Raw genomic sequence first — 25,963 nt, 5'->3', positions numbered from 1 at the left:
TAAAGTGTTCTCTCTTAGGGTCGCTGTACCGACTGATGGCACCGCCAAAACCGTTTCTGTACCGGGTTGGCAAAATTGCTATAGCGAGCATGTTCCTAGCGCCTTCTGGGCTCCGTGTTACCGTTTTCTTCGGTGGTCACAATTGACCGCTCAAAGCCCAAGGCGGACGTCAAACTGGCGTCTATTTGCCGGTAGTTTAAAGACAAAGTAAGCATCTGAATTCTGCCTCAGTTTTTTGGCAAGTACCGATCTAACAGAGCGTCGACCAACCCTTCCTGAAGTTGGTAACCGGTTTCTTCGTTCACACGCAAAATGTCTTCAAGAATGACAAGTTGTTCCATGCCCGTCGTCATGGACAATCGCTTCGCCAGGTCGTCAATTTCCTTCGGCTCAAGCAATCGGTGAACTGGCGCAAGTGCTTCCGAAAAAGCCGCCACTCTTCTAGCACCACGCATTTTGACCGTTCCATCTTCAAGAGATGCCTTGAGTGATTCCGCCAGAAACTGCCGGAAGTGCGCCTCATGAACCCGAGAAAATTCCAGATAGTAACGCGCGACCACATGTACACGGCTCCTAACGTCATCCAGTCCCTCAAGAAGTTCCGACGTAGGCGTGACGTCAAGATCCAGCGTCGCATCTAAGGCTAAGACACTCGGGTCAGAAAAGTAGCGATAGACCGTCGCACGGCTGATTTTGGCGCGTTCAGCGACTTTTGCCAGCGTGACTTCCTTGCCTTCCGACATCAGGTCACGTGCAGCCGAAAGAAGTACTTCTCGCGTTCGGTTGATTTGATTTGTACGAGGCGCCAATTTCAAGCCTTTTGTGATACACTTGTCTCATAAGTAGATATATGTATCATAAGAGAGGTATGTTTCAAGTAAAGGGAGTCGCAGTAATGACTGAATCTCGCCCGCGAATTTATCATCTTCTTGGGAACCTTTTGACTTTTCATGCCTTTCCCAATGAGACAGGAGATCGTTGCACAATTGTTGAGATAAAGACGGCACCTGGTGCCGGTGCACCACCCAATCATCATGCTGGCGAAGATGAGAGCTTCTATGTGCTCGATGGTGAATTCGAGTTCTTTTTGAATGGTGAGACAGTCAACGTCAAATGTGGTGACTTCGTTAAGGTTCCAGACGGCGCAGTGCACGCCTTTACATGCACCGGAGAGCGGCCTGGCCGGCTACTTTGCATCAACGCCCCCGGCGCGATGCATGACACTTTCTTTACTGAAGCCGGTGAAACAATGCCTGATGGCACGACCGATATCCCAGCGCCAGATGGACCACCAGACATTCCGGCGATCATGGCCGTAGCGGACCGAGTGGGAATGACAATCCTGGCGCCAGCGGACGTTCCCAGCTAACGAACGCGCGTGCATAGCTCCGGGTTACGAAACGGAGGCTTTGGTACAAAGCCTCTGCCGTACACCTTACCTTGTAATACTGGCTCAACCCGAAGCCGACATTCACGACGAGACCTTGCGCTTCTGGATAGCGGACATTCGCGGCGCTTTCCAAAAATGTCTTCTACGTGAACCAAAGCAATCGTTTAGGCGCAGGCGCGATAGCGGCATAGATCGTCTGCTATCAGTGCTTGGTTGAGTTCGTTTTGGCGTGAGAACGCTCAACTCAGCATTCTTTCCGAAACGTCCTCAAGAAGGGCATGAAGATCGAACTCTTCGCCTTTTTCCGCAAGCCCTTTGTCATGCAGAATGAACGACAGCCCGTGCACGAAACTCCACAACAAAAAACCACGGCGGCGAACTTCGTCTGTGATTCCCGGTTCACCGAGACACTTTGCTACTTCAGTCAAAAGAATCCCGAAGCTTTGCTGGCCGCCTTCCTCCAGTCGGGGGTCCGCAATACGGTCTGTGAAGCCGCCAAATTTCAGTCTGAAGATTCCGGGCTCATTTAACGCGAAGGCAATATACTCCATTCCTATGGCAGTAAGGCGCTCGGGAGATCCTTCAGGAACACCTTCCAGCGCGGCAAGCATTTTGTCTCGGTGCCGATCCATTCCTTCAAGGACAGTGGCAACCAGCATTTCTGTCTTGTCTTTGAAGTGCTTGTAAGGTGCCGCGGTTGATACGCCCGCGCGTCTGCACGCCTCGGATACAGAAAAACTGTCCGGACCTTTTTCTTCAACCAACTGTCGGGTTGCTTCGATCAGTGCAGCGCGGAGATCGCCGTGATGATAGGCTTTCTTGCTAACGGAAAGACCAGCCGCTTGTCTGTTTGTCGGACGATTTTTTTCGGTGCTGCTCATGATCCAACATGTGCCAGATCACGTATCTCTTGTCAAAGTGAGAACTTCTAACATATGTTAGAGACGCTAACTTGATGAGGTCCCCAAATGCCGAATCCTGCAATTTCATCTACTGAAGCGACCAAACCGAGCCCACTTGCACGTGTGTTGCGCGGCACTGTGCGCCTGGGAGTGACCGTCAGTTTTATAGCTGTTGCAGCGGCCGCCGTTTACTTTGGCGCATCCGAGCTCACCCGTAGAGCGGACGCTGTACCCGCACCAGATGCCGCCGCTGTGACACCCGTGTCCGTGACACCGATCACGTCCGAGAGCGCTTACACAGTCGACCGTGTATTCATCGGGCAGGTCGAACCTCAGCGTTCGGCAGATATCTCTTTCGAACTGAACGGGACGCTGGATCAAATTCTGGTCGATGAAGGTGATGAGGTTGCCAAGGGTCAACTTCTTGCGACACTGGACATCGCACTGCTGGAGGTCGAACGCGACCGTCTGACAGCATCACGTGACGCCATTGCAGCCCAACTTTCATTTGCAAAGAAAACGGTCGAGCGAAACGCGAAACTAATTGAACAAGGCTTTACCAGCCAAGCCCGTTTGGACGAGGCCGTTTCTCAGCAGGATGAATTGCTATCCAGGATTGGCGAGTTAGATGCGGGCTTGCGTGATGTGACCGTTCGAATCGAGAAATCCAGTATCGAAGCCCCGTTTGCCGGTCGAATAACCGCGCGACACGTGGATGGCGGTGAAACTTTGCGCTCGGGCGAGTTGGTTCTGGGTATGGTCGAGGTCGTGTCGCCGCAGGTTCGGATAGGTATCCCTCTCGATATTGATCCGGCGCTGCTGACTGACGTTGAAATCGAAATTGCAGGTCAAAGCTATCAGGCTGAGCTTGCAACTTTACGGCCCGATATTGACCCGGTGACCCGAACCCGCACCGCGCTATTCGGTTTGAAGAACGCGCCGGACGTTGCTTTCGGACAAACCGCACGTGTGCATGTACTCGATCCCGTCCAAAGTGCGGGGACCTGGGTGCCTACAACATCTCTGAAGGAAGGAACGCGCGGGCAATGGACATTGCTCGTTGCCGACGCGCAAAAAACTGTGCGGCTAGCGGCGGTCGAAGTGCTGCATGCCGAAGACGACCGCGTCTTTGTGCGTGGCGCGTTTCCGGACGGCACCGTCCTGATCGATCAGGGGCCGCAGCGAGTCAGCGTTGGTCAACGCGTTGCCTTCAACACTGGCGAGTAACGGAGCGATCTGATGGAAACCCTTACCTTTCGCCACCCCAGGCTGGTTGCCCTAATCGTTTTAGTGCTTGTATCCGCAGGTCTGTCTTCGTTCCTGTCTCTTGGGCGACAAGAAGACCCTACGATCACCAACCTCTTCGCAACTGTAACGACACAGTTCCCGGGTGCAGATCCAGAACGGGTTGAAGCGCTGGTCACTGCAGAAATCGAAGAAGAACTGCGTAAAATCGCCGAGGTGGATGAGATCAGTTCAGTCTCCCGCTCGGGTGTGTCGGTCGTTTCGGTAGAATTGCTGGAAACGCTAGACGAAGCCACCATTGAGCAGGTTTGGGCCGAGGCTCGGGATGCCGTCGAAGATGCGCGCCAGAACTTTCCGGCAGGAGTTTTTCCGCCGGAATTCGATGCCGAGGGCATTTCTGCCTATTCTGCGGTCATTGCAGTTGCGGCCGAGGATCCAGACTTTCCGTTAACATTGTTGTCACGTCATGCCGAAGCACTGGGCGACAGATTGCGTGCGATACCTGCCACGCGAGCAGTGGACTATTTCGGTCAGCCGAAAGAAGAGGTGCTCGTAAGCGTCGATATGGACAAGGCCGCTGCGCTTGGGCTTGGCGCTGCCGAGATTTCCCAGCGGATCGCCGAAGCAGACGGAAAGGTTCAGTCTGGGCGGTTGCAATCTGATGTCGACCTGACCATCGGCGTCAGCGGAGAAATTGAGAGTTTGGATCGCATTCGGAGCATCGTCCTGCGTGAAAACGCAGGCGGTGCCGTGGTGAAGCTCGGAGATATTGCAAGCGTAGACCGTGGCGCACGCGAACCGCGGTCCTCAATCGCGTTTGCCAACGGAAAGCCCTCCGTTTTGGTCGGGATTCTGGCGCAGGACGGCGTACAGATCGACCGTTGGACAGGCTTCCTTCGGGATGAGCTTGATGCCGGCGCCGCGTCGGTACCTTTGGGCATGCAGGAAATACTGCTATTTGATCAAAGCCAGTACACGACGGATCGTTTGTCAGAGGTTGGGGTCAACATGGCCATTGGCGTGGCTCTGGTCGTGGCAGTTTTGTTTGTTACGTTAGGGGTTCGGGCAGCCGCGATTGTGGCTTTGGTTTTGCCGGTTGTCTCATTGGCGACCCTGGCGACGATGAACATGATTGGATTGCCAATTCATCAGATGTCTGTGACCGGACTGATTGTTGCCCTCGGACTGCTCGTTGACGCAGCCATCGTGATGACCGATGAAATCCGACGTCGTCTGCAGGATGGGATGGAGCGACTTGCAGCCGTACGAGATGCTGTTCGCAGGTTGGCCGCGCCACTGCTGGCATCGACCGTGACAACGGCGCTTGCCTTCACGCCGATGATATTGCTGCCGGGACCCGCAGGCGATTTTGTCGGCGCCATCGCTATCGCCGTGGTTCTTATGCTTGTCTGGTCCCTGGTTGTGGCCTTGACTGTGACTCCGGCGATTGCGGGCTGGCTACTGTCCGATCGCCCAGACGCAGGAATGCTGAGCCGCGGTATCAGCATCCCGCCACTTGCCCGTATGTTCGAGGCCTCAATTCGATTGTCTGTTGCTAATCCTGTGCGATCCATCGCGTTGGCATTGATCTTGCCGGTGCTTGGCTTTGCGGCCTTTCCAACGCTGACCGCGCAATTCTTCCCGGGCGTCGACCGCAACCAATTCTATATCGAAGTCGATATGCCGGGTGGAACGTCAATTGCCACCACCGAAGCAACTGCCCGCCAGATCGATGAAATGCTGCTGGCTGACGACGGCGTCAAAAGTGTCTACTGGACTGTCGGAGAGTCCGGCCCGGCATTCTACTACAACATCGTTGGAAACCGCTCACGCGAGCCTGGGTTCGCACAAGCTATGATCACGACCGACACGGCCGACGACGCCGCCCGCCTTGTTGGAACGTTGCAGAGTCGTCTGGATACTGGCTTTCCTGACGCGCAGATCATCGTTCGCAGTCTTGTTCAGGGCCCTCCGGTCGACGCACCGGTTGAAGTCAAAATTCAGGGGCAGGACATCACGGTATTGCGTGATCTGGGCGACGAGGTGCGTTCAGTCATGGCCAATCTCGATCTGGTAACCCAGGCGCGCGCCAGCGTGAACGGAGGCAACCCTCAAATCCGGTTCGAGATTGATGAGGTCAAAGCGCGTCTGCTGGGACTGGACGTTGCGGATATAGCTGGTCAGCTGGACACGGCGCTTGTTGGCATCACCGGTGGATCACTGATCGAAGGGACTGAACAGTTGCCGGTGCGCGTTCGCTTAGGTGACGAGGTGCGGTCAGATCTAAGCGCGATTTTCAGTATGCCTATCCTACTGCCAAATGCAGCTGCGATATCTGCGACTGGAGCCTTCCCAGCGGTACCGCTGTCGGAATTGGCCAAGCCCGTGATTGAACCGGCAGAAAGCGTAATAACTCGAACGGACGGTACGCGCGAAAACACTATTCAGGCGTTTATCGTACCCGGTATTTTGCCCGAAGAGGCGTTGCAGGACGTACTAGAAGCACTTGATGCGTCCGGGTTTGTGTTGCCGCAAGGTTATTCGATGTCCTTAGGCGGCGACAGTGATGCCCGATCCAACACCGTTGGCAATCTGCTTGCCTCTGTTGGTTTGATTGTGACACTCTCCATCGCGACCATCGTTCTGACCTTTAACTCGTTCCGGCTGACCCTTGTGACCTTGGTCGTGTGCGTGTTGTCTGCAGGCCTTTCAATGCTGTCGCTGGCCGTTATGCAATTCCCGTTCGGAATTACGGCGATCATCGGGGTCATCGGATCGATCGGGGTTTCGATCAACGCGGCGATAATCATTCTGACCGGGTTGCAACAAGACGCTGACGCAAGCCAAGGGGACCGAGCGGCCATGGCGCGCGTTGTGACTGGTTCAAGTCGGCACATCATCTCGACAACAATCACAACCTTTGGCGGCTTCCTACCCCTGATCATAGCTGGAGGAGCATTTTGGCCGCCATTCGCCGTTGCAATCGCCGGGGGCGTACTGTTGTCGACTGTTGTATCCTTCTATTTCACCCCACCCGTGTTTGCGTTGATGTATCGTGGCAAGCTCAACAAACCGCTTGAGGCAAACAACCAACATTCCCAGCCTCAAGAAGCAATTGTCGCGCTTGTGGCAGAATGAGGATTGAGACTACTTCGCTTTGCGAGGTGGTATGTTTCAAATCCGTCGTTGTTCGACGCAAGGTTCGAGTTCCGTTATGGGCCGCAAGCCGGACTTTGCTAAACTTGGTTTCTGCACTTCACCGTCATCCGCGCAGCGTGCAACATTCTATGACATTGTATTACGTCAACGTCGTGTTGTCATTGCCGGCCGGCATGGTGGATCAGAGGATCAACCATGGAAAACCCAAACTTACCTGCCATTCGTGCACTTCGTCCAGCTTGGAATAATGGGCGTGTGGTAGATCAAAACGCCCTCTGAAACCAAAAGGTGTCTGGGCGATCCGAGTGCGCCATGAGCTTTCTGAAAACCATCGCGATCTTACGCTCTTCAACAAGGCATTCGACAGTAAGTTCCGCGACTGCGATCTGATGAAGATGAAGGTCGCCGAAGTCATGTCATCGGGTCAGATCAAGGAACGGGATTCGGTCCTTCAAAGCAAGGCGCAGATACACGTACGCTTTGAATTATCTGAAGGCACAAGAGCCTCTGCAGAGAAGTGTATGGAAGACGAGCTAATGGTCGGATCGGAGTACCCTTGGTCCAGCTGACTCCACGTACGACTGCACATCTCGACGCGTCAATATGTACGGCTTGTCCGCGAAGGGGCCACGTCGATCGGCCTCAAAGCAAGCTCCTACGGAACACATTCAATTAGGAGAACCAAGATCACTCAAATCGATATGAAGACCGGAAACTTTCGAGCGGTTCGGCTTCTTCTTGGCCAAACTAAGATGGACAACACAGTTCGATGTATCGGCGTCGAACTCGAGGATGCCCTAGTAATCGCCGAAGCGATAGAGATCTAACGCTAACGAGTCGCTCTCGTGGGCGGCCCTTTCCCTTCATTCGGAAAAACCAGAATTGCTGCTCTCCGAGCCTGCATTGCTGACATCCGCTGCAAGTACAAATTATGAGGACTGCTAAGTGTAAAACGCTGACAAGTCAGCCTAAAGCAACTTTGACCATTAGCTTCTGTGCGTCACCCCATTGCCTCGGCGATTGCCCATACATGCGCTTGAACTCGCGACTGAATTGGGACGGGCTGACATAACCAACGTCCATTGCGGCTTCGTTCACCGGCATCCCGCCCGCGATCTTCATGGCGGCGTTGTTGAGACGCATCGACTTAACGAACTGGATTGGAGCCATCGTCGTGACCTGCTTGAATTTGCGATGGAAGACCGCACGGCTCATGCCCGCTCGACGTGCCATATCGTCAATCGAGATCGGCGCATCCAAGTGTGACGACACATGCGCAATGGAACGTGCGATAGCGTTGCCAGCGCCGAATGCCTGCCGTGCGAAGTCGCCAGCTTCTCCCTTCAGAATCACATAGAGCACCTCACGCAATCGCGCCTCGCCGAGAACCGCTGTATCCGTCTCGCTGTCTCCGAGCCGCAGCAGCCGCAGCAGCGCTTCTGTGAACCCATCGTCCCATCGTGCGAGCCTAATTCCCGGCTCCCGCAGTTCGCCTTTGACCGAAGGAAGCGCGCCCCCGGCATTATCCATCTCCATCGCCAGCTCGGCCATAACACGTTGTTCCAGTGAGATCATAACCCCGTAGAGCGGCTTGTCATGCGAAGCCAAAGGCGTCCCCGCCTTGACCGGCATCGACATTGGGCAGCAGAGGTATTGACTGTTGTCGTATTCGTATCTTCGGCCATCCAGAACGGCTTCCTTCACCCCGCTCACGATGGCCACGATGCAGGGCTCGTAAACGGCTGGAACACAGGGGATTGATTGCGTGGCGCGAAACAGGCGTACACCCTTGATACCCGTCTCGGTCAGGCCGTCCGTTTCGGTTCGGTCTGCGATGATTTGCTTGATCTGATCCTTGCTCATAAGAGAGGTGTAAAGGCTCCAGATCGAAACTGGCAACTACCTTGATACAATTGGGCAAGTATTTGCGATGATCTCGCCTATTTCAGAGTTCAAGCGAGAGTTATCTGCATTTCCAAGTTAAAACACTATTCACTCGGTCCCCGCGCCCACGCAGATAGGAGACAAAAGATGCCAGATACCACATTCGGACCGAACGGCTGGACACCCGAACGTCTCAGCGACCTCTCCGGCAAGACCTACCTCATCACGGGTGCCAACGCCGGTGCCGGACTCCAGGCTGCGCGGACGCTCCTTAAAAAGAACGCTAAAGTCGTGATGTTGAACCGCTCAGCTGAGAAGTCTCAGGCCGCTGTTGCGGACCTTAAAAGTGAGTTCGGCAACGAGGCGGAAGTGAGCTTCATTCGCATAGACCTGGCCTCGCTTGCAAGCGTGCGTGAAGCTGCGGGCGAGGTCCTTAATTCCCTTACCCGGATCGATGCGCTCATCTGCAATGCGGCCATCGCGCAGGTGCCAACCCGAAAGCTGACTGAGGATGGGTTCGAGAGCCAGCTCGGCACCAATCATTATGGTCACTTCCTGCTTTGCGGGATGCTATTCGAACGGATCGAAGCCACGAAAGGTCGGATCGTCGTTGTCGCCAGTCTCGGCTATAATTTGGGGCTGAAGACGATAAAGTTCGACGACATGAACTGGGAAGAGGGTTACGGCCCAAACACCGCCTACTCGCAAAGCAAGTTGGCGCAAATGATGTTCGCTTTCGAATTGCAGGACAGGCTTGCCGGCGCAGGGCGCACCGAAGCCGAGGTCTATGTCTGCCATCCCGGCTCGTCGGCAACGTCACTGATCAGCACCAATGGCAGCCGGACGATGCGGTTCATCTGGTGGCTCATGACCATGACGCCGATGGTTCAAACGGCTGAACAAGGGTCCTATCCCGAAGTCATGTGCGCCACTGAAGAGACTTTGACCGAACAACGCGCGCTTTATGGACCAACAGGTCGCTTTGAAGCCGTTGGCCCGGTCGGCAGGGGCACATTAAACCCGCATGCCTATGAAAAAGATGTCATGGTTCAGCTATGGAACGTATCCGAAAAGGCGACTGGTTTCAGCTGGGAACTTTGATCAGCTATATGCGATACGGTTACCGATGCTCTGCTTCAAGAGCTAACATTTGTGCACAGCGCTGCGTATGAGAGAATGGGATCCTTTCTGCAGTGGGGGCCATAGCGACAATACGGAACGGCGTCGCGACGAATACCAGCGTCGACGGCCCGAAGCTATCATCCAACCAATACAAAAGATGCTGCGACGCCGCGCGCCGAAGTCGCCGTTCTTGGGCGTCTTAAGGAAAAACCAACCAGACGATTGATGGTCGGCTCTGCGTTCATGGAAATGAAGGTTTAGTTCCCCCCCTGAAGGTTTAGTTCCCCCCCCTTATGACAGGATACACTTCAGGATGAGTGTTCCGGAGAAAAAGTTTAGCTAGCGGGGCATGACATACCCGGAAGGGGTTTCGTGATCTCCGCAGGGTGTAACACTCGCCTCATATTTAACTCTTTTTCTCTTACATTATTTTTGACACAACGGAGCCATTACACGGCAACCTCCAACTTCGGCGCAGCGTTTGTCTCTAATCTCGAGGCACTCTGGCAGGCTCGATGTTCATTTACGCGCCTCCGGTTGCCCGCCTAAGGCCAACAGGGTCTTCTTGGCAAAGCCGCCTTAGCTTCTTTGTTTTGCGGCTGCATTACCCCCCTCAGAAAACGATCCGGGTTCTTAGGCCGAACAGCGTAATGCTGTCCTGAGTGGGGTTCAGCAGTGGGTTGGAAATGAACTGCACCGATGGTGTGATCTGCAATCCCGGTGAGATTGAAAACCGGTAGAAAGCTTCAAGCGTGAACTGTGTCCCGTCTATGCCCCTGGCTTCGGCCCAGTTCAGGCCAAGGCCGGCCAGATCGGTATTGCGACCGTAATATCCCAGACCGGCAGAGATCGACCGATCATACAGCGCTGCCGTTCCTTTTGAGGCCCCTGCCCGAAAGAACGGCATCCACTTATTGTCGACAAACCATGCCGCAGAAAACGCCGCGCCATAGTCTTCCGCTCGGCTGCCATCATCAGCCGCATCCGCATGCCACAAAGTCAGGTGAATATTGTCAAAATAGATACGATCAAAGCCGGAAGTGTACCCAAGTTCGAGCGATTTGAAGAGATTGCCGTCGCTGAACACATCGAAATTAGGGTCAGACGGGTCGGCGTTCGCGTCCGACACGCTCGCAACAGCGTAGAAATTTTCGCTTAGCTTAACCCCACCTGCGATCCCCAATCCTTGATTGGGTGTATTGATCGTCGGGTTGGTGTTGAAGGACAGGTTCTGGAACCCGCTGTAGGGACTGACCAACCCATAGATGTCCACGAAGTCCGTGACATCGATCTGCCCAACTTGCAGCGTCCATGAACCGTTCTCGGCCCTTTGGGTCCAAAACAGGTTGGTAAGTAACAAACCGCTATCGTTGAACGCTGTCCCCGTGATCGAAAGGGCACCACCATCAAGCCCGAGAAATTGGGGGGCAACGCCGGTATAACTGTGTCGCTGCTCGATCTTGAATGTCACAGAGCCACGCTCGGTTGCCTGCCAACTGCCATAGAACCGAGCAATTCCGCTGGCTGCCTCACCAGTGCCCAGATCAGCATTCGTGGTTTGCCCAAGTGCCAAGTAATCAATGTTGAACCGAAACCCATCCTCGGCCAGCCGGTCTTTCCACGAAAACCAACCCGGGGCTACGTTGCGCGGAAAATCTGAACGGTATTGCGGATCGGTCAATCCGTCGCCGGGTTCAAGCTCGGCTTGCACCGAAGAGGGGCCAGACAATCCTTGGGCCGAGGCCGTGCCAGCGGATGAAATGACCAAGGCAGTAAGCAGGTTCTTTATCATTCGGACGCTCTTGCCCCGCCCGTCTTGCGATCACCTGCCGCGCGGATGCGATCAGCGGCACGCTGTTTCCACTCCAACCTGTCCGCCTCGGTTTCTAGGGTTTCAACACTGTCCGTTTCCAGTTGGAATGTCGCGCTCATGGGCATCAGGCCATCCACGACCATCATGCTGTGAACGGACGGGTCAATTGTCAGCCTGCCCGTCAGTCTTACCGGTTCATGATAATAGCTAGGTGCCCAATCGTCGTTCAACCGCACACGGATCATCTGGTTAGGAGGAGGCGGAGGCATGTGGCTGCACATCCCACGCTCTGGCACCAAGTAGGCCACAGGTCGCCCGTCAGGATCACTTGGGGCTGGAATGGCAAAGCCGGCCAGTGTGACGATCTGGCCGTTATGTTGCGGATTTCCATCCGTTGCTGCTTTTCTTCGGCGTTCTGTCACGACCTCTCGCTGATCGAGCAGCCAGTCGATATCAATGTCCTCTGCGGCCAAAGCATCCTCAGTCTCAGCCAGCAGTTCTTGCCATTTCTGCCGTTCTTCTTCGCTGCCATTGCCCTGCTCTATCCTGCCGCGCAGTCGGACAACAAACAGAACATCGTCAAACTGTTCCGGGCTGAGATCTCGATAAGGGTCTTCAAAGACTTGCGCGGATGGGTCTGGAAGGTCCGCCCAGTCCACCGCAACCCCATTCGCGGCCAACGCGGGGGGAGCACACCAAACCAACCCTGCGACTATTATGGATCGTAACCAATTGCGCATGAACACCCTCCGGCTGCGGAATCAATCAGTCCAGCGTATTTTTGTATATCACGCCATCCTTCATAATCAGGCGGATCGTTTCAGGGCTTTCCGGCCTTGGGTCCGCACCAAACCATTGATCGCCCGTCCCGACGACAGAGAAGTCTTCGAGAGGATTTCCATCAATCAAAAGGATGTCGGCATAAGCGCCAGCTTCGATCACACCAAGCTTTCCAGCCGTATACGGGTTCATAAAGTCACCTGACAAAGCGACCACCTCTCCACCTGTCGATGTCAGCGTCACCAACGAGGTGAACGGGCCGAAAAATTCATTGTTCAGGTGTTTTTCGTAGGCAATCTGGATATTGCACGCCTCCACCGACCCTACACAGTCTGTCTGGAACCCTCGCTTCACCGGGCATTCCTTCATGTTGTCGATATAGCCCGCAAATGTGGCCGAGGCGGATTTCGCTTTGGCAAGGCTGGACGGGACGTTTGCCACCGCAGGAATATCAAGCAAACCGGGATCAAAGGCTGTCAGGTTGGTCGTGATGTATGCCCCCTTTTCGTTCATGACCTCAGCGATTTCACAATCGAACGAGAACCCATGTTCGATCGACATCACACCTGCATCCAGCGCATTCAAGATTGCTTCTTTTCGGTAAGAATGCGCCATGACGTAGCTGCCATATTCATTTGCGACTTGCACGGCTGCTTTGATTTCCTCTGGCGATCCAGCCAGCAATTGCCATGGATCAAAGGCCGAAACCACGCCGCCGGATTGCATGAATTTCAACTGCGTTGCGCCCATGCGAAAGTTGTTGCGCGCGAACTTATAGACGTCATCGACACCGCTGATCTCTTGCGCCAGGTTCAGACGGCCCATGTTCGTTTCAGCGCCCGGTGGAGCAGTGAAATTTGCGAAGTCTGCGTGGCCACCCCGTGTTCCGATAAATGCCCCGGAAGGATAGTACCGGGGGCCGTCGATTTGCCCTGCATCAATGGCCCTTCGCAGCCCGCCATTGGCGCCACCCGCATCCCTGACTGTGGTGAAACCCTGCATCAAATACATCTCGGCCATCCGCGCACCGTGAATGGCAAAATCCTCCCATGTCGTGTTGGCCTCCATCGCCGGCAGCGTCGGACCCATCAGCATAAGGTGAGCGTGAAGTTCAATGAAGCCGGGCGTCAGCGTTCGCCCACCACCGTCAATGACAGTTGCGTTGGGTGCATCGATCGCGTCGACGGAAACCGCCTTGATCAGGTTGCCTTCAACAAGAACACTCGCATTTTCGATACGCTGCTCATTCACGCCATCGAAGACATGGACGTTGGTGAACAACGTTTGCGGCTCGTCCTGATCCTGAGCCGAAGCAACCAATGGAAAAATCAAAACCGATGCGGCAGTCACTGACGCGAAAAAGGACATTCGTGAGCCAGACATAAGGTCTCTCCTCATATTCATGTTTCTATAACTGTAGAGTGGAAACTTTTAGGTCGGTTGCCACTTTTGCATTAAGATGTTCGAATATGAAGGCTAAAGTGGCCACCGAGTAAAACTGCTGGTCCAACCAAAGGTGACAAGCTTGCCGTTCAACTCAACCTTTCAAGAACACAGCGAAGGCTTTATCCGCCTTGCTTTAGCGGCCCCGTTTTTGCAGTTTCTCACCACCCGAGGGATCAATCCACAACCAGCTTTGGATCAGGTCGGATTGAAAGCTGAACTGTTGTCTGACCCTTCTGTCTATGTCCACTCAGAGTTGGTCTATGGTCTGTTGAACGCCTTCTCTGAATTGTCGGGCGACCGATTTCTTGGACTGAATGTAGGGGAAACATTCGATCTGCAAGGATGGCCTCCGTTCGCTGATGCCTTGCAATCGACAACAACGCTTTTCGAATTTTTTGCGCGTTTTGTTGGGCTTGTTCCGCAGGAATCCAACTCTGTGCGGCACAGTCTCGTTATAGAAGCCGACAAAGCGATTTATCGGATCGAGAGACAACAGGAACCAACGGTTCAACCTATTCAGGTCACAGGTTTTGGGGCCGCAATATACGTGCGTCTGTTGCAAACCGTTGTCGGAAGTTCCTGGGACCCCGCGCAAGTGCGTTGGGAAAGCAGATACATCAACGGCCTGCCACTAGACTACAAAGGGATCGAGGTCGGCCTTGGAACCGACCCCGGGATGCAAATCAGTTTTCCCGTGGAATGGCTGTTCCTGAACCACGTTTCAAACGCATCGACCGCGCCTATCGCCTCAGTTCGGGAAAAGGAAGAAGTGACCGTGGTCGCCGCATTGCGATCTGTCTTGCGCGACAAGTTGGATGAAGCCGATTTAGGGCCAGTGGTGGTGGCCGGGTTGCTGGGTATACCACCAGAACGGTTTTCCCGAGCACTCCAGCAGCAAGCCACAACACTGCCCCGCGAAATAAAACGGCTGCGCGTCGATGTCGCCAAAGAACATCTGAAAGAGGGTGCAATGACAATTGCCGAGATTGGACTAACGCTCGGCTATTCGGACAAGTCCCATTTCACCCGGTTTTTCCGCGGGCAAACCGGCACAACGCCGACGCAGTACCGCTTGGAACAGAAGTCAAAGTAAACACGCAATATCCCGCGCTGCATCCGCTTACGTTCCGTTTGCGCGAATATCGCCTGAGCAATTGCCGGACTTTTGGCAAACCCGGTTTACCTCGGGAGGTCACTGAGCTGCGCGTTGCTTTCTTTCCGGCCAGAACTCATCAACAACGACATATGCCGCAATGACAAAGAAAGCGGCGCTGGCGACTTGAAAAACGCGCGTGATGCTTTTGACGTCCGCCTCATCCGAAAACGGAGAAATCGACCCGCCATAAACGATAAGTACCGTCGTTAACGCCGAACCTGCCGCTGCAGCCAGCGGGGTCTGAGTTTTTCCAAGGGCCCCGAGTGACAGGCAGAAAAACAGGCATACCAGGATCGGTGTCAGAATGACTGGCGCGATGACGTTTAGCTCGTAGCAGATGATTGATATTGCCGCTCCGAGAAGGTTTGCCGTCAGCATGGCTTTGGCAACCGTTTTGCCCATCGATGGCATTGCAGCAAGTTGCTGGCTCAGAAGCGCAACAAAGAACAGGACCAACAAAGCAGACGCGCCAGAGATAAAAAACGCCATGGCAAACGGCACCGTAACAAGCGACATTCTTACAATCCGCCGATTGGGATCAAAGTCCGAAGACGCCGCGGCTTTCTTCTGAGCACCCGTCTGAGGTTCGGCGGGTAGCAACACAAACATCAGGGTCGATACGAAACCTGCAAATAGCAGGTTCAATGGTATCCAGAACACAAGCACCAACGCCAAATCCTGTGATTGCAAAACAAGATTTGGAATCATCAATGCCCCCATCAGGGCGATGACACCGGGCAGAACGCCTGCCCCTGAAACCGACCACATGAAGGACAGGATAATCCCGATGGCCACCAGAATGAGGAACACAACGGGATATGGCGCAAAGACCGACGACAGCAGGAAGGAAATGAACATCAATCCGATCGAAAAGACGAACAGTTTCGCGAAGGCCGCCAACGGCAACGCAGCAGGGGCCTGAAGGAAAAGGGCGGTGAACACAGCCCCAACCACGGCAAGCGGCCACCCCAAAAACAAGCCCAAGGCGAAGACACCGGTCACACCCAGTGCAAGCCGGATAACGGAATTCCTGTCCTCAGTACGCATAGGACAGGATGGAAACCAGGCGAATGTAGGTCCGACCGACCATGTTCAGAAGCGAGTTGTCGCTCAGATACATTATCACATCAGCCTGGCCGTTAAGTTGGAAGCGAAGATCATCTTCGGCGTTTCCGGCCTCATATCCTGGCAGAACGATCCGCACCGGAAATCGTTCCGGTTCGCGCAGAAAGCCTTTGGTGCTGGGCGGGCTGGCCAATTGTCCCGGCTCATCCCCACCACTCAGGGATACGGCCGCGCTAAAACTCTCAATCACACCCGGTACAATTTTGCCGGGGTGCATGTCCAGCACGACGTCAACCGGCGATCCCACCGAAGCGCGGCCAAGGTTATTCTCGGTAAAGTAAGCCTCAACCCAGACATCCGTTGCATCCAAAAACGTCAACAGGTCCTGACCGGATCTGGCATATGTACCGGGGGCGATCAAAAGATTGGATATCACGCCCGTCGCCGGGGCCCGCAATTCCGTCCATTCAAGGTTCAGCTCTGCATCTGCCAACGCCGCCAACGCGCGCTGAATTTTTGGGTTTTCTATACCGTCATCACCCAGCCTTTGCTTGGCTTTTTCCAAATCCGCTTTGGCATTTTCGAAATTCGCTTCAGATTCTGCAAGCTGACCGCGTGCGTCATCGGCCTTTGAAACGGCGATCAACCCTTTCTTTTCAAGGGCAAACACACGCTCGGTTTGAATACGCATCGTATCAAGATCACTTTGCGCCCTGGCCAGTTTGGCTTGTGCAGCACTTACCTCAGCCGAGGATGCCCCCACTTCCTGTGTGGCTGCTTCCAGATCAGCTTCGGCCTTGTCGCGGTCGATTTCATAAGGTCTTGGGTCAATCCGAACCAGTACATCTCCTGCCGATACGACCTGACCGTTTTCAACAAGAACCTCGGTCACTGTCCCAGTGACCTGCGGTACGATCTGGGTCGCGATGGCCTTTACTCTGGCATTTCCGGTGAACGGTGTTTTTCGGTCAGCGACGAGGTACCAGATCAGAAAGATCAGAATGACGGCCAGAGTTGTCCAAATCGTCTTCCTCATTTTGCTTCTCCGTCCGCAACACCTTCAGTTGCGGGTGGGGAGTCGATCCAGACCTTGAACAACTCATAAAAGACGGCGAACAGAACCGGCCCCATAAATATGCCGATCAGACCGTAAGCCATCATGCCTCCGAGAACACCGATCAGGATAACCAGCATGGGTGTCTCAAGACCTTTTGAGATGAACACTGGTCTCAGGAAGCTGTCCATTATGGCAACGGGAATGGCCAATATTGTGAAGATCAAAGCCGCACCCCCGGACATCGAACTCCATGCGTAGATGATAACTGGCAAAAGAACCAAACCGGGCCCAATCTGAATGATCGAGAGTATCAGGCAGATAAATGCCAACGTTGCAGCCGATGAAATCCCAAAGAGAACCAGCAATATCCAAACAACGAAGGCCTGAATGGCCGCCACGCCGATCACGCCTTTGGTCACGTTTCGGATTGTTGCTCCGGCCAGTGTAATGAATTCGCCGCCACGCGGAGCGAAAACACGGTTCGCAAAACGCTGCAAACCTTGAACCAGTGTTGGTCCGGGGCTGAACAGGGCCCCCATGATCAAAACGGATAAAGCAAGACCGAGTAGTCCGATACCGATCCCCAGAACCTTTCCAAAAAGCGACTTGGTGATCTCAAGGATTTGCGCACCGTATTTTGCCAACGCGCCGTCCAGATTGCGCTCAAACATTCCCCAAACTTCGGAAATTTTATTTCCGACCAACGGCAGTTCCTTAAGGCCTTCTGGTGCCGGTGGGATTTTCAACTCACCTCTGTCGGCTTGTTCTGCAAAATCTGACCCAAGTTCTGCGGCACCGGATACAGCCGTTGCGACCGGTCCAAGGGTCAATACCAGGCCCAGTAAAACAAGGATTGTCGCAGCAAGCTTTTTCCGCCCTCCCATCTTGGATTGCAGCCAATCGAAAACAGGATAGAGCGCGACGCACAGGATCGTGGCCCAGATGACCACACTGGCAAGCGGGGCAACCATGACCAAAGCGCTGTAGAGGAACAATCCGAGAAAGAGCAACCGTATCGCAAGATCGACAATCTTCGCATCTTGAGTCTTTTCCATACCATCCCTCCAAAAACTTGTTTTGTGTAGATTATACTCAAAAAACGTAATATGTATATTTTTTAGCCCGCAAAAGACGTTAGTAAGTTGAAGAGTTTTGAGAAGCCCGGCTGCGATTCAATTTCATGAAGCGCATTGCAGTCTGCGCCGTAGAAGAACCGACTCAACTTGGCGCTGCTTATTTTTGCTTTTTGTCGTCGTCCTGCGACAGGATCGTATCCGCCACAGTTGTCGCTGCGGTTACAAAGATACCGAGGCCAACAATGATATACACCATCGTAAAAATCTTCCCCGCCGCGGTTTCAGGAGAAAAGTCACCGAACCCAACCGTGGAGATTGTCACAACAGAAAAGTAGATAGAATCCAGCCAGCTCCAACCTTCGACATAATGGTAAAACACCGATGCCCACAGGATCATACCAGTAGTGAAGGCTAGCAGGCCCTTCACCCTGCCATCCTTAAAGGCGACGCCTATCCCTCGTGTTATTCTGGTTAACGAGTTCATAACACCACAATACCTTTAAATGCATTTCTACATAGTGTTTTTTGAATTTAAAGTCTGAGCGCTCAGTTTAAGGTCGCTCTTTCCTTCCAGGATCGCATGTTGGTTGGGGTTAAGATTCAACTCAGAAAAATCGATACGCTGCAATCTGTGCGCTTCGCAGATCACCCGGCTCGAAGCAAATGGTGGAAGCGCTGTCCGGTTCGAAACAGAAAAGCCACCGCCCTCAGAGAGCGATGGCAATCTTTTGTGTTCAGAACTTCAATCTGCAACTGGTTAAGTTGCAGACTGATGCGCGCTTTCGCAATATCACATTAGTGCGGCAGGCGACGGTTTAGCCGCATTTAGAATGCCCGCAACTGCGGCAGGTCATGCAACCCTCGATCATCACCATGTCATACTGACCACAGGACGGGCAGGCTTTGCCGCGTGGCGCGTCCATGTTGACGACTTGTGCCTGCGGGTCGGATTTCAGACCCATCCCCTCGCCTTCCAGAAAACCGATATTGATCATGTGCTGCTCGATCACACCGCCAATAGCGGCCAATATCGACGGGATGTATTTCCCTTGCACCCAGGCCCCACCGCGCGGGTCGAACACGGCCTTCAGCTCTTCGACGACAAAGGACACATCCCCACCGCGCCGGAACACGGCCGAGATCATGCGGGTCAGCGCCAGCGTCCAGGCATAATGCTCCATGTTCTTCGAATTGATGAACACCTCGAAGGGGCGGCGGCGACTTCCGATGACGATATCGTTGATGGTCAGGTAAATCGCATGCTCGCTGTCGGGCCACTTCAACTTGTATGTGGACCCTTCCAATGCCTGCGGACGGTCCAGCGGTTCAGACATGTAAATCACGTCTCCACCATCGACCTCATGCGGTGCATCCGCGCTTTCTCCCGGCGCTTTATCATCGCTTTCCGAAACGGTCAGGACCGAGCCGGTCACATCATTCGGGCGGTAGGTGGTGCAGCCTTTGCAGCCCTGATCCCAAGCCTGCATATAGACGTCTTTAAAGGCGTCAAAGCTGATATCTTCGGGGCAGTTGATCGTCTTGGAAATCGAACTGTCGATCCATTTCTGCGCCGCCGCCTGCATTTTGACGTGATCGGACGGGGACAAGGTTTGCGCGTTGACGAAATAGTCCGGCAGTTCTGTGTCACCGAACTTGTCGCGCCACATCTGCACCGCGTAATCCACGACCTCTTCTTCGGTCCGCGAACCGTCTTTCTGCAAAACCTTGCGCGTATAAGCATAGGCAAAGACCGGCTCGATTCCCGACGACACATTGCCCGCATACAAAGAGATCGTCCCGGTCGGCGCAATCGAGGTCAGAAGCGCATTGCGGATACCATGATCTCGGATCGCACCGCGCACATCCTCATCCATCTGAAGCATTGTACCGCTGGCCAAATATTTCTCGGCGTTGAACAGGGGGAACGCCCCTTTTTCCTTCGCCAAGTCGACCGACGCCAGATACGCGGCGCGGGCGATTGCGTGCAACCAGCGCTCGGTCTGGCGCGCCGCCTCGTCCGAGCCATAGCGCAAGCCCAGCATCAGCAGCGCATCCGCCAGACCGGTTACGCCAAGACCGATACGGCGCTTGTCCTGGGCCTCGGCTTCTTGCTCAGCCAGCGGGAATTTCGAGGCATCCACCACGTTATCCATCATCCGAACAGCGGTGGCGACAAGCTTTTGCAAAGCCTCCTCGTCCAGATGGGCTGCGTCCTCAAACGGGTCCGCGACCAGCCGCGCCAGATTGATCGAGCCCAACAGACACGCGCCATAAGGTGGCAGAGGCTGCTCGCCACACGGATTGGTGGCTGCGATAGTCTCAACATAGCTGAGGTTGTTGGCCTGATTGATGCGGTCGATGAAAATCACGCCCGGCTCGGCGTAATCATAAGTCGCCTGCATGATCTTGTTCCACAGATCACGCGCCTGAACGGTGTGATAGACCTTGTCGCCAAACACCAGCTCCCACGGGCCATCGGCCTTGACGGCCTCCATGAAAGGATCGGTTACCAGCACCGACATGTTGAACATGCGCAGACGGGCCGGGTCGGACTTGGCGGTGATAAACTGTTCGATATCAGGGTGGTCACAGCGCATGGTCGCCATCATCGCCCCACGGCGCGAGCCTGCGGACATGATCGTGCGGCACATCGCATCCCAAACATCCATGAAGCTCAGCGGGCCCGAGGCATCTGCCGCGACGCCTTTAACATCTGCACCGCGCGGTCGGATGGTCGAGAAATCATACCCTATCCCCCCGCCCTGCTGCATGGTCAGCGCGGCCTCTTTCAGCATATCGAAAATGCCGCCCATGCTGTCGGGCACGGTGCCCATGACGAAGCAGTTGAACAGTGTCACCTGCCGCGCCGTGCCCGCACCCGCCGTGATCCGCCCGGCTGGCAGGTATTGGAAATCCTCCAGCGCCTGATAGAACTCTTCTTCCCAATGCGAAGGGTCTTTTTCGACCCGCGCCAGATCGCGGGCAATACGTCGCCAACTGTCTTCGACCGTCTGATCGATGGGTGTGCCGTCCGCTTGTTTAAAGCGGTATTTCATGTCCCAGATCTGCTCGGCGATGGGGGCGGCAAAGCGGCTCATTGGTGATTCCCTGTTTTGAAAGAGGTATCCAGAGTACCCTAAATCACACCCAGACCACAACACCTTGATGACTGCGCATGACGAGCTACAATATAAAGATCGACCTTGGGACGACTCTGTGGGAAAGCTGTGGATAAGTACGTAAACCTCATAAAACTGTCTGTCGGGTCAGAAAGCGTCGATACGCTGATAGCCTGGCAGGACAGCAGAAAGCCCCTGTATCAGGACGGCTGTCCGCGCCACGTGACCCGCATGTGGCCCAAGCGCGAGGCTGAGATTCTAAATGGCGGCTCAATCTATTGGGTCATCAAAGGCGTGATCCAGTGTCGTCAGCGCATCCTGCGATTGGATGAGGTGATCGGAGAGGACGGCATCCGCCGTTGTGCTATTGTGCTAGACCCCGAGGTCCATCGGACTCAGAACGCCCTGAAGCGCCCGTTTCAGGGATGGCGTTATCTCAAGCCTGAGGACACACCAGCTGATTTGCCCAAAAACCGCGAGCAGGACGATGCCCTGCCGGATGACCTCAACCGCGCGCTGGCAGAGATAGGCGTGCTTTAACGCAGCCGATCCAGCAGGTCAGACAGAACCGCCTTCTCCGTCGCGTCGTATTTAGCAACCCGGCTACGCCACAACGTGGCCTGCGATTGCAGGATCAGACCGTCAGACAGGATTTTCAGGTGGTTGGCCCGCAGCGTTTCGCCAGTCGAGGTGATGTCGGCAATCGCCTCAGCGGTTTCGTTCATTACCGTGCCTTCGGTCGCACCTTGGCTGTCGACCAGAGTGTAATCGGCCACACCTGCATCGGTCAGAAACTCGCGCACCAGCCGGTGATACTTGGTCGCAATGCGAAGGCGGTGGCCATGGGTCTTGCGAAACGCCGCAGCTGCGGCATCCAGATCGTCAAGCGTATCGACATCGACCCAACAGGCCGGCGTTGCAATGATCAGATCCGCCTTGCCAAAGCCCAGCTGCGAGATCTCTTCCAACTGCTGTTCCCAACGCGGCAGTTTCTCGTGCACCAGATCAATACCGGTGACACCCATGTGGATCCGCCCCGCCGCCAGTTCGCGCGGGATTTCTCCGGCAGACAGCAGAACCAGCGAGACCCCATCGATCCCTTCGACCTTGCCCGCATATTCCCGATCTGATCCGCTGCGGGACAAAGCAATGCCGCGCTTCTCGAACCACGAGAAGGTCTTTTCCATCAACCGGCCTTTCGAGGGCACACCCAGTTTCAGGCTCATTGCGCGCCCTCCTCGATCTCGAGCATCAGGTCGGGCCGCAGCACGCCCCCAACGGCCGGGATTTCGGCCCCGTTACCCAGTTGCCGCGTCAGCGCATCATAGCGCCCGCCGGTCGCGATCGGAGGCAGATCGGGGCGGCCTTCGGCATAAAAACCAAAAACAAACCCGTCGTAATATTCCATCGAGGTCCGGCCATAGGCGGCCTCAAAATCCAACCGCGCGACATCGACACCGCGCGCCTGCAACGCGGCCACGCGGGCCTCCAGCCGGTCCAGCGCCGGGGTGATCTGCGGCAAGTCCACCGCGACGTCGCGCAGTTGCTCCATTGCGAAGGGCATAGTCTCACGCACATTCAACAGCGTTTCCAAGCCGACAAGCTCACTGTCAGAAATCGGCGGAGTTTCACGATCCTCGCGCAAAGCTTCGATCCGCGCCTCTATTTCCGAGGCCCGACGTTTACCGATCATCGGCGCGCCAAACACCATCGGTTCGGTGGCGTTCAGCAGATCAGACCGCAGCTCGGGCTCTGGCGTCCTGCCCGCGTAACGATCCAGCAGAACACGGAACCGGCGTGGCCGCCACAGGTGGCGCATCAGCGCGGCCTTGCGACGTTCGGTCGTGCGCAACCCGGCCACAGCGGCCGTCAGGATACCGATATCCCCGGTGGCCGCGCGCAACGGCAAACCGCGCAGTTGTAGCGCAAAAAGCGAGAAGACCTCGGCATCGGCCCCGGCGGGATCGTTCCGGTCAAACACTTCATAGCCGACCTGAATGTACTCATTGGCCCGGTCCGGGTCGTGTTCCTGCCGCCTGAAAACCTCACCCGAATAGGTATAGCGCGCGGGCTCGGCCCCGTCGCTCATATGCATCTGCACTACGGGCAACGTGAAATCCGGGCGCAGCATCTGTTCACCGCGCAGGGCGTCCGACGTCACATAGGCGCGCGCGCGAATATCTTCGCCGTAAAGATCCAGCAAAGTTTCCGCCGGCTGCAACAGGGGCGTGTCCACGACCTGAGCGCCAGCCGCCTCGAACCGGACACGCATCATTGCGGCGCGGGCCTGTATCTGGGAACGGTTGGGCATGGGTCAGTCCTGACTGTCCAGAATTTCGCGCACCTTCGCGACCAGATCACCGCGTGGCACTTCGAACTGGCTGGGGCGCTCTTTCCATTCCTCCAGCGTGGCGCTTTCGGCGATCTTGGCACCAAGGATCAGGTCCTTGATCTGCACGATGCCATTGGCTTTTTCGTCACCGCCTTCAATCACTGCTATTGGAGAATTCCGCTTGTCCGCGTATTTTAGCTGATTGCCGAAGTTCTTGGGATTGCCCAGATAGACCTCGGCGCGAATGCCCGCGTTACGCAGCTCCGCCACCATTGCTTGATAGTCGGCCATCCGGTCGCGATCCATGACCGTGACAACCACAGGCCCTGTTGCTTGGGCAGCGATCCGCCCCTTTTCACGCAGAGCAGCCAGTAGACGGTCAACGCCGATCGAGATACCGGTCGCAGGTACCTCCTGCCCGGTAAAGCGTTTGACCAGATCGTCATAGCGCCCTCCACCCGAGACCGACCCGAACTGCCGCTTGCGGCCTTTCTCGTCAAAAATCTCGAATGTCAGTTCGGCTTCGTAGACAGGGCCGGTGTAGTAACCCAGACCACGTACAACCGAAGGATCAATCTCGATCCGGTCCGAACCATAGCCACCTGCATCCAGCAGCGCGCCAATCTGTTCCAACTCGGCGATGCCATCCGCGCCGATCTTGCTGTCGCCCACAGCGGCGCGCAGGTTGGCCAGCGTTCCGGCAGTATCCGCAGCCTTTGAGGTCAAAAACGCAATCACCGGCTCGGCCTGATCGTCGCTCAGACCCACGCCGTCAATAAACGCACCCGAGGCATCCAACCGGCCTTTGGTCAGCAGTTCACGCACGCCAGCCTCACCCACCTTATCGAACTTGTCGATGGTGCGCAGAACGTTGTCGCGGGCAGCGGCGTCCTCGCCCAGGCCCATCGCCTCGAGCACGCCGTTCAGAACCTTGCGGTTATTGACCCGCACCAGATAGTCACCGCGCGGAATACCTACAGTCTCGAGCGTGTCCGACAGCATCGCACAGATTTCGGCGTCTGCAGCCATCGAGGCCGTTCCGACCGTATCCGCATCACACTGATAGAACTGGCGATACCGCCCTGGCCCCGGCTTTTCGTTACGCCAGACCGGACCCATCGCATAGCGGCGATAGGGCGTCGGCAGATCGTTGCGGTGTTGTGCGTAGACGCGGGCCAACGGAGCGGTCAGGTCGTAGCGCAGGGCCATCCAATCGCCGTTGCCGCCTTCGTCGAATTCCTGCCAGGCAAAGACGCCTTCGTTTGGGCGATCCACGTCGGGCAGGAACTTGCCCAGCGCCTCGACTGTCTCAACCGCGCTGCTTTCCAAGGCGTCAAACCCGTAACGATGATACACGCCCGCAATCGTCCGCAGCATCTCGGTGCGCTGCGTGACTTCCTCGCCGAAATAGTCACGAAACCCTTTTGGCGTTACGGCCTTGGGGCGGGGCTGTTTCTTGGGCTTGGCCATGTGGGGCGTCCTCGGGAGTGTCCTTGTTCCGCGCGCGGTCTATCCCATGGCCCGCATCGGGGCAAGGCGCGCTTTCGCTGGCCATGGCGGCACAGGGTCGCTATGACCAGCACATCAAGGAGTACCCTATGCAACATCTGGAAGAACAGATCGCCCATCTGACCCGTACCGTGGAAGAACTGAACACGGTTGTCACCCGTCAGCAAGGTGAGATCGACCGCCTGACGCGTCGGGTCGAGATGCTGTTGCAACGAGAGGCAGAACGCGCGCAGGAAGGATCAGGCGGCGTTGTCTTTGGTGACGAACGACCGCCACATTACTGAGGCGCTACAGCCCCAGCGTTGATTTCACCGCATTATCGACGACACCACCCAAAAGGGCGTTCTTGTCTGCCGCGCACCCCTCGGACAAAGCAGCGATGAAGGTTTCGCGCAGCTGGGTTTTTTCCTCATCAGTCGTCGCGTGGTCTTCGATGTTGATTTGCCGGTTGTAGATTGAAAGAGCCGTCATCTTCTCAACAACGGACACAACAAAAGCTTCGTCGCCATCTGCCTCTTCCGCAATCGAGGCGCAGGTGTAGTGCATAACAGGTAGTGCGTCCTGCACCATCTGCTCCGCCGCCTCATCAGCCAGCGCAGCGCCGGATAGAGACACGCTAATCCCTGCAACAAAGGTCTTGGTTAGGGTCATACGCATGGCGATCACTTCCAGTTATGTCCGATAATTGCACCGGCTACACCGCCGATGGCCGCCCCTTTGCCGTCACCGATCAAAGCGCCTACGCCAGCACCGATCAAAGCACCTTCAATCGTCTGCTTTTTCTTCTTGTCATCCTTGTCATCCGCCAGACCCGCTGAGGCGGACACCAAAGCCAGCGATGCTGCCGCACCAAATAGAACTGTTCTGAACGTGAGACCTGCAAACGTCATATCAATGCCCTCCCATGG

Annotated in this window: 23 protein-coding genes and 1 pseudogene; 8 read left to right on the top strand and 16 right to left on the bottom strand. The window is 55.5% G+C overall.

Annotated elements, in window-relative coordinates:
• Positions 1–227: 227 nt before the first annotated feature.
• Positions 228–809, bottom strand: coding sequence for a TetR/AcrR family transcriptional regulator (locus ACXADZ_RS03055; RefSeq protein WP_475192593.1), 582 nt, complete (start codon positions 807–809; stop codon positions 228–230).
• A gap of 59 nt (positions 810–868) precedes the next feature.
• Between ACXADZ_RS03055 and ACXADZ_RS03050 the strand changes: the two genes are divergently transcribed.
• On the top strand, positions 869–1,369 hold the full coding sequence (locus ACXADZ_RS03050) for a cupin domain-containing protein (RefSeq protein WP_253284750.1): 501 nt from the start codon (positions 869–871) through the stop codon (positions 1,367–1,369).
• Positions 1,370–1,629: 260 nt separating this feature from the next.
• Here the strand turns inward: ACXADZ_RS03050 and ACXADZ_RS03045 are convergent, their stop codons facing one another.
• The gene (locus ACXADZ_RS03045; protein WP_475192592.1) at positions 1,630–2,271 is read right to left on the bottom strand and encodes a TetR/AcrR family transcriptional regulator; all 642 of its coding nucleotides are present in this window, start codon (positions 2,269–2,271) and stop codon (positions 1,630–1,632) included.
• An 87-nt stretch (positions 2,272–2,358) separates the two neighbouring features.
• Here ACXADZ_RS03045 and ACXADZ_RS03040 point away from each other — a divergent pair, with 87 nt between their 5' ends.
• The 3 genes and pseudogenes from ACXADZ_RS03040 (at position 2,359) to ACXADZ_RS03030 (ending at position 7,523) form a co-directional block, all read left to right on the top strand.
• Complete coding sequence (locus tag ACXADZ_RS03040; RefSeq protein ID WP_475192591.1) at positions 2,359–3,519, top strand: efflux RND transporter periplasmic adaptor subunit; 1,161 nt, start codon at positions 2,359–2,361, stop codon at positions 3,517–3,519.
• A 12-nt stretch (positions 3,520–3,531) separates the two neighbouring features.
• Positions 3,532–6,675 carry an efflux RND transporter permease subunit gene (locus ACXADZ_RS03035; RefSeq protein ID WP_475192589.1) on the top strand — a complete coding sequence of 1,048 codons (3,144 nt, stop codon included), beginning with the start codon at positions 3,532–3,534 and terminating at the stop codon, positions 6,673–6,675.
• Between the two features lie 216 nt (positions 6,676–6,891).
• A pseudogene (locus ACXADZ_RS03030) lies at positions 6,892–7,523 on the top strand (site-specific integrase).
• 136 nt (positions 7,524–7,659) lie between these two features.
• Here the strand turns inward: ACXADZ_RS03030 and ACXADZ_RS03025 are convergent.
• Positions 7,660–8,559, bottom strand: a complete 900-nt coding sequence (locus ACXADZ_RS03025; RefSeq protein ID WP_475192588.1) for an AraC family transcriptional regulator — start codon at positions 8,557–8,559, stop codon at positions 7,660–7,662.
• 168 nt (positions 8,560–8,727) lie between these two features.
• On the opposite strand from ACXADZ_RS03025, the gene ACXADZ_RS03020 reads away from it, so the two are divergent.
• Complete coding sequence (locus ACXADZ_RS03020) at positions 8,728–9,681, top strand: SDR family oxidoreductase (protein WP_475192586.1); 954 nt, start codon at positions 8,728–8,730, stop codon at positions 9,679–9,681.
• A 634-nt stretch (positions 9,682–10,315) separates the two neighbouring features.
• Here ACXADZ_RS03020 and ACXADZ_RS03015 read toward each other — a convergent pair.
• From ACXADZ_RS03015 to ACXADZ_RS03005, 3 genes are read right to left on the bottom strand one after another with little or no spacing between them, the layout of a single operon-like run.
• Positions 10,316–11,494: a carbohydrate porin gene (locus ACXADZ_RS03015; protein ID WP_475192584.1), complete on the bottom strand. Its 1,179-nt coding sequence runs from the start codon at positions 11,492–11,494 to the stop codon at positions 10,316–10,318.
• Positions 11,491–12,255, bottom strand: a complete 765-nt coding sequence (locus tag ACXADZ_RS03010; RefSeq protein WP_475192582.1) for a DUF3299 domain-containing protein — start codon at positions 12,253–12,255, stop codon at positions 11,491–11,493. The genes ACXADZ_RS03015 and ACXADZ_RS03010 overlap by 4 nt, the downstream gene beginning before the upstream one ends.
• Positions 12,256–12,280: 25 nt before the next feature.
• On the bottom strand, positions 12,281–13,678 hold the full coding sequence (locus ACXADZ_RS03005) for an amidohydrolase family protein (RefSeq protein ID WP_475192580.1): 1,398 nt from the start codon (positions 13,676–13,678) through the stop codon (positions 12,281–12,283).
• A gap of 142 nt (positions 13,679–13,820) precedes the next feature.
• On the opposite strand from ACXADZ_RS03005, the gene ACXADZ_RS03000 reads away from it, so the two are divergent.
• Positions 13,821–14,834, top strand: a complete 1,014-nt coding sequence (locus ACXADZ_RS03000; RefSeq protein ID WP_475192578.1) for an AraC family transcriptional regulator — start codon at positions 13,821–13,823, stop codon at positions 14,832–14,834.
• Between the two features lie 99 nt (positions 14,835–14,933).
• Here the strand turns inward: ACXADZ_RS03000 and ACXADZ_RS02995 are convergent, their stop codons facing one another.
• From ACXADZ_RS02995 to ACXADZ_RS02975, 5 genes are all read right to left on the bottom strand, one after another.
• Complete coding sequence (locus ACXADZ_RS02995; RefSeq protein WP_475192576.1) at positions 14,934–15,944, bottom strand: DUF2955 domain-containing protein; 1,011 nt, start codon at positions 15,942–15,944, stop codon at positions 14,934–14,936.
• A complete protein-coding gene (locus tag ACXADZ_RS02990) occupies positions 15,934–16,998 on the bottom strand; it encodes an HlyD family secretion protein (RefSeq protein WP_171669173.1) in 1,065 nt (354 codons plus the stop codon). Before ACXADZ_RS02990 ends, ACXADZ_RS02995 begins: the two co-directional genes overlap by 11 nt.
• Complete coding sequence (locus ACXADZ_RS02985) at positions 16,995–18,074, bottom strand: AI-2E family transporter (protein ID WP_475192574.1); 1,080 nt, start codon at positions 18,072–18,074, stop codon at positions 16,995–16,997. The genes ACXADZ_RS02990 and ACXADZ_RS02985 overlap by 4 nt, the downstream gene beginning before the upstream one ends.
• 178 nt (positions 18,075–18,252) lie before the next feature.
• The gene (locus ACXADZ_RS02980) at positions 18,253–18,522 is read right to left on the bottom strand and encodes a potassium channel family protein (protein WP_475192571.1); all 270 of its coding nucleotides are present in this window, start codon (positions 18,520–18,522) and stop codon (positions 18,253–18,255) included.
• A gap of 388 nt (positions 18,523–18,910) precedes the next feature.
• Positions 18,911–21,193, bottom strand: a complete 2,283-nt coding sequence (locus ACXADZ_RS02975; protein WP_475192569.1) for an adenosylcobalamin-dependent ribonucleoside-diphosphate reductase — start codon at positions 21,191–21,193, stop codon at positions 18,911–18,913.
• Positions 21,194–21,322: 129 nt separating this feature from the next.
• Between ACXADZ_RS02975 and ACXADZ_RS02970 the strand changes: the two genes are divergently transcribed.
• A complete protein-coding gene (locus ACXADZ_RS02970; RefSeq protein WP_171093426.1) occupies positions 21,323–21,754 on the top strand; it encodes a DUF1489 family protein in 432 nt (143 codons plus the stop codon).
• On the opposite strand, the gene hisG is transcribed toward ACXADZ_RS02970, so the two are convergent.
• Genes hisG through hisS form a run of 3 tightly spaced genes read right to left on the bottom strand, consistent with a single transcriptional unit; the run spans position 21,751 to position 25,016 of the window.
• A complete protein-coding gene (gene hisG / locus ACXADZ_RS02965) occupies positions 21,751–22,440 on the bottom strand; it encodes an ATP phosphoribosyltransferase (protein WP_171093427.1) in 690 nt (229 codons plus the stop codon). The genes ACXADZ_RS02970 and hisG overlap by 4 nt on opposite strands.
• Positions 22,437–23,525, bottom strand: a complete 1,089-nt coding sequence (locus ACXADZ_RS02960; RefSeq protein ID WP_475192565.1) for an ATP phosphoribosyltransferase regulatory subunit — start codon at positions 23,523–23,525, stop codon at positions 22,437–22,439. Before ACXADZ_RS02960 ends, hisG begins: the two co-directional genes overlap by 4 nt.
• Positions 23,526–23,528: 3 nt before the next feature.
• Positions 23,529–25,016: a histidine--tRNA ligase gene (hisS, locus tag ACXADZ_RS02955; protein WP_475192564.1), complete on the bottom strand. Its 1,488-nt coding sequence runs from the start codon at positions 25,014–25,016 to the stop codon at positions 23,529–23,531.
• A 128-nt stretch (positions 25,017–25,144) separates the two neighbouring features.
• On the opposite strand from hisS, the gene ACXADZ_RS02950 reads away from it, so the two are divergent.
• Entirely contained in the window at positions 25,145–25,339 is a 195-nt protein-coding gene (locus ACXADZ_RS02950) for a SlyX family protein (protein ID WP_170573549.1), read from the top strand.
• 4 nt (positions 25,340–25,343) lie between these two features.
• Here the strand turns inward: ACXADZ_RS02950 and ACXADZ_RS02945 are convergent, their stop codons facing one another.
• Positions 25,344–25,712: a hypothetical protein gene (locus tag ACXADZ_RS02945; protein ID WP_475192562.1), complete on the bottom strand. Its 369-nt coding sequence runs from the start codon at positions 25,710–25,712 to the stop codon at positions 25,344–25,346.
• A gap of 5 nt (positions 25,713–25,717) precedes the next feature.
• Entirely contained in the window at positions 25,718–25,945 is a 228-nt protein-coding gene (locus ACXADZ_RS02940) for a YMGG-like glycine zipper-containing protein (protein ID WP_171093435.1), read from the bottom strand.
• Positions 25,946–25,963: the final 18 nt, after the last annotated feature.

The sequence above is a fragment of the Ruegeria sp. ABM4_193 genome (assembly GCF_056158705.1).
Note: the sequence above shows the minus strand (reverse complement) of the source record. Positions and strands in the feature narration are given on the sequence as shown.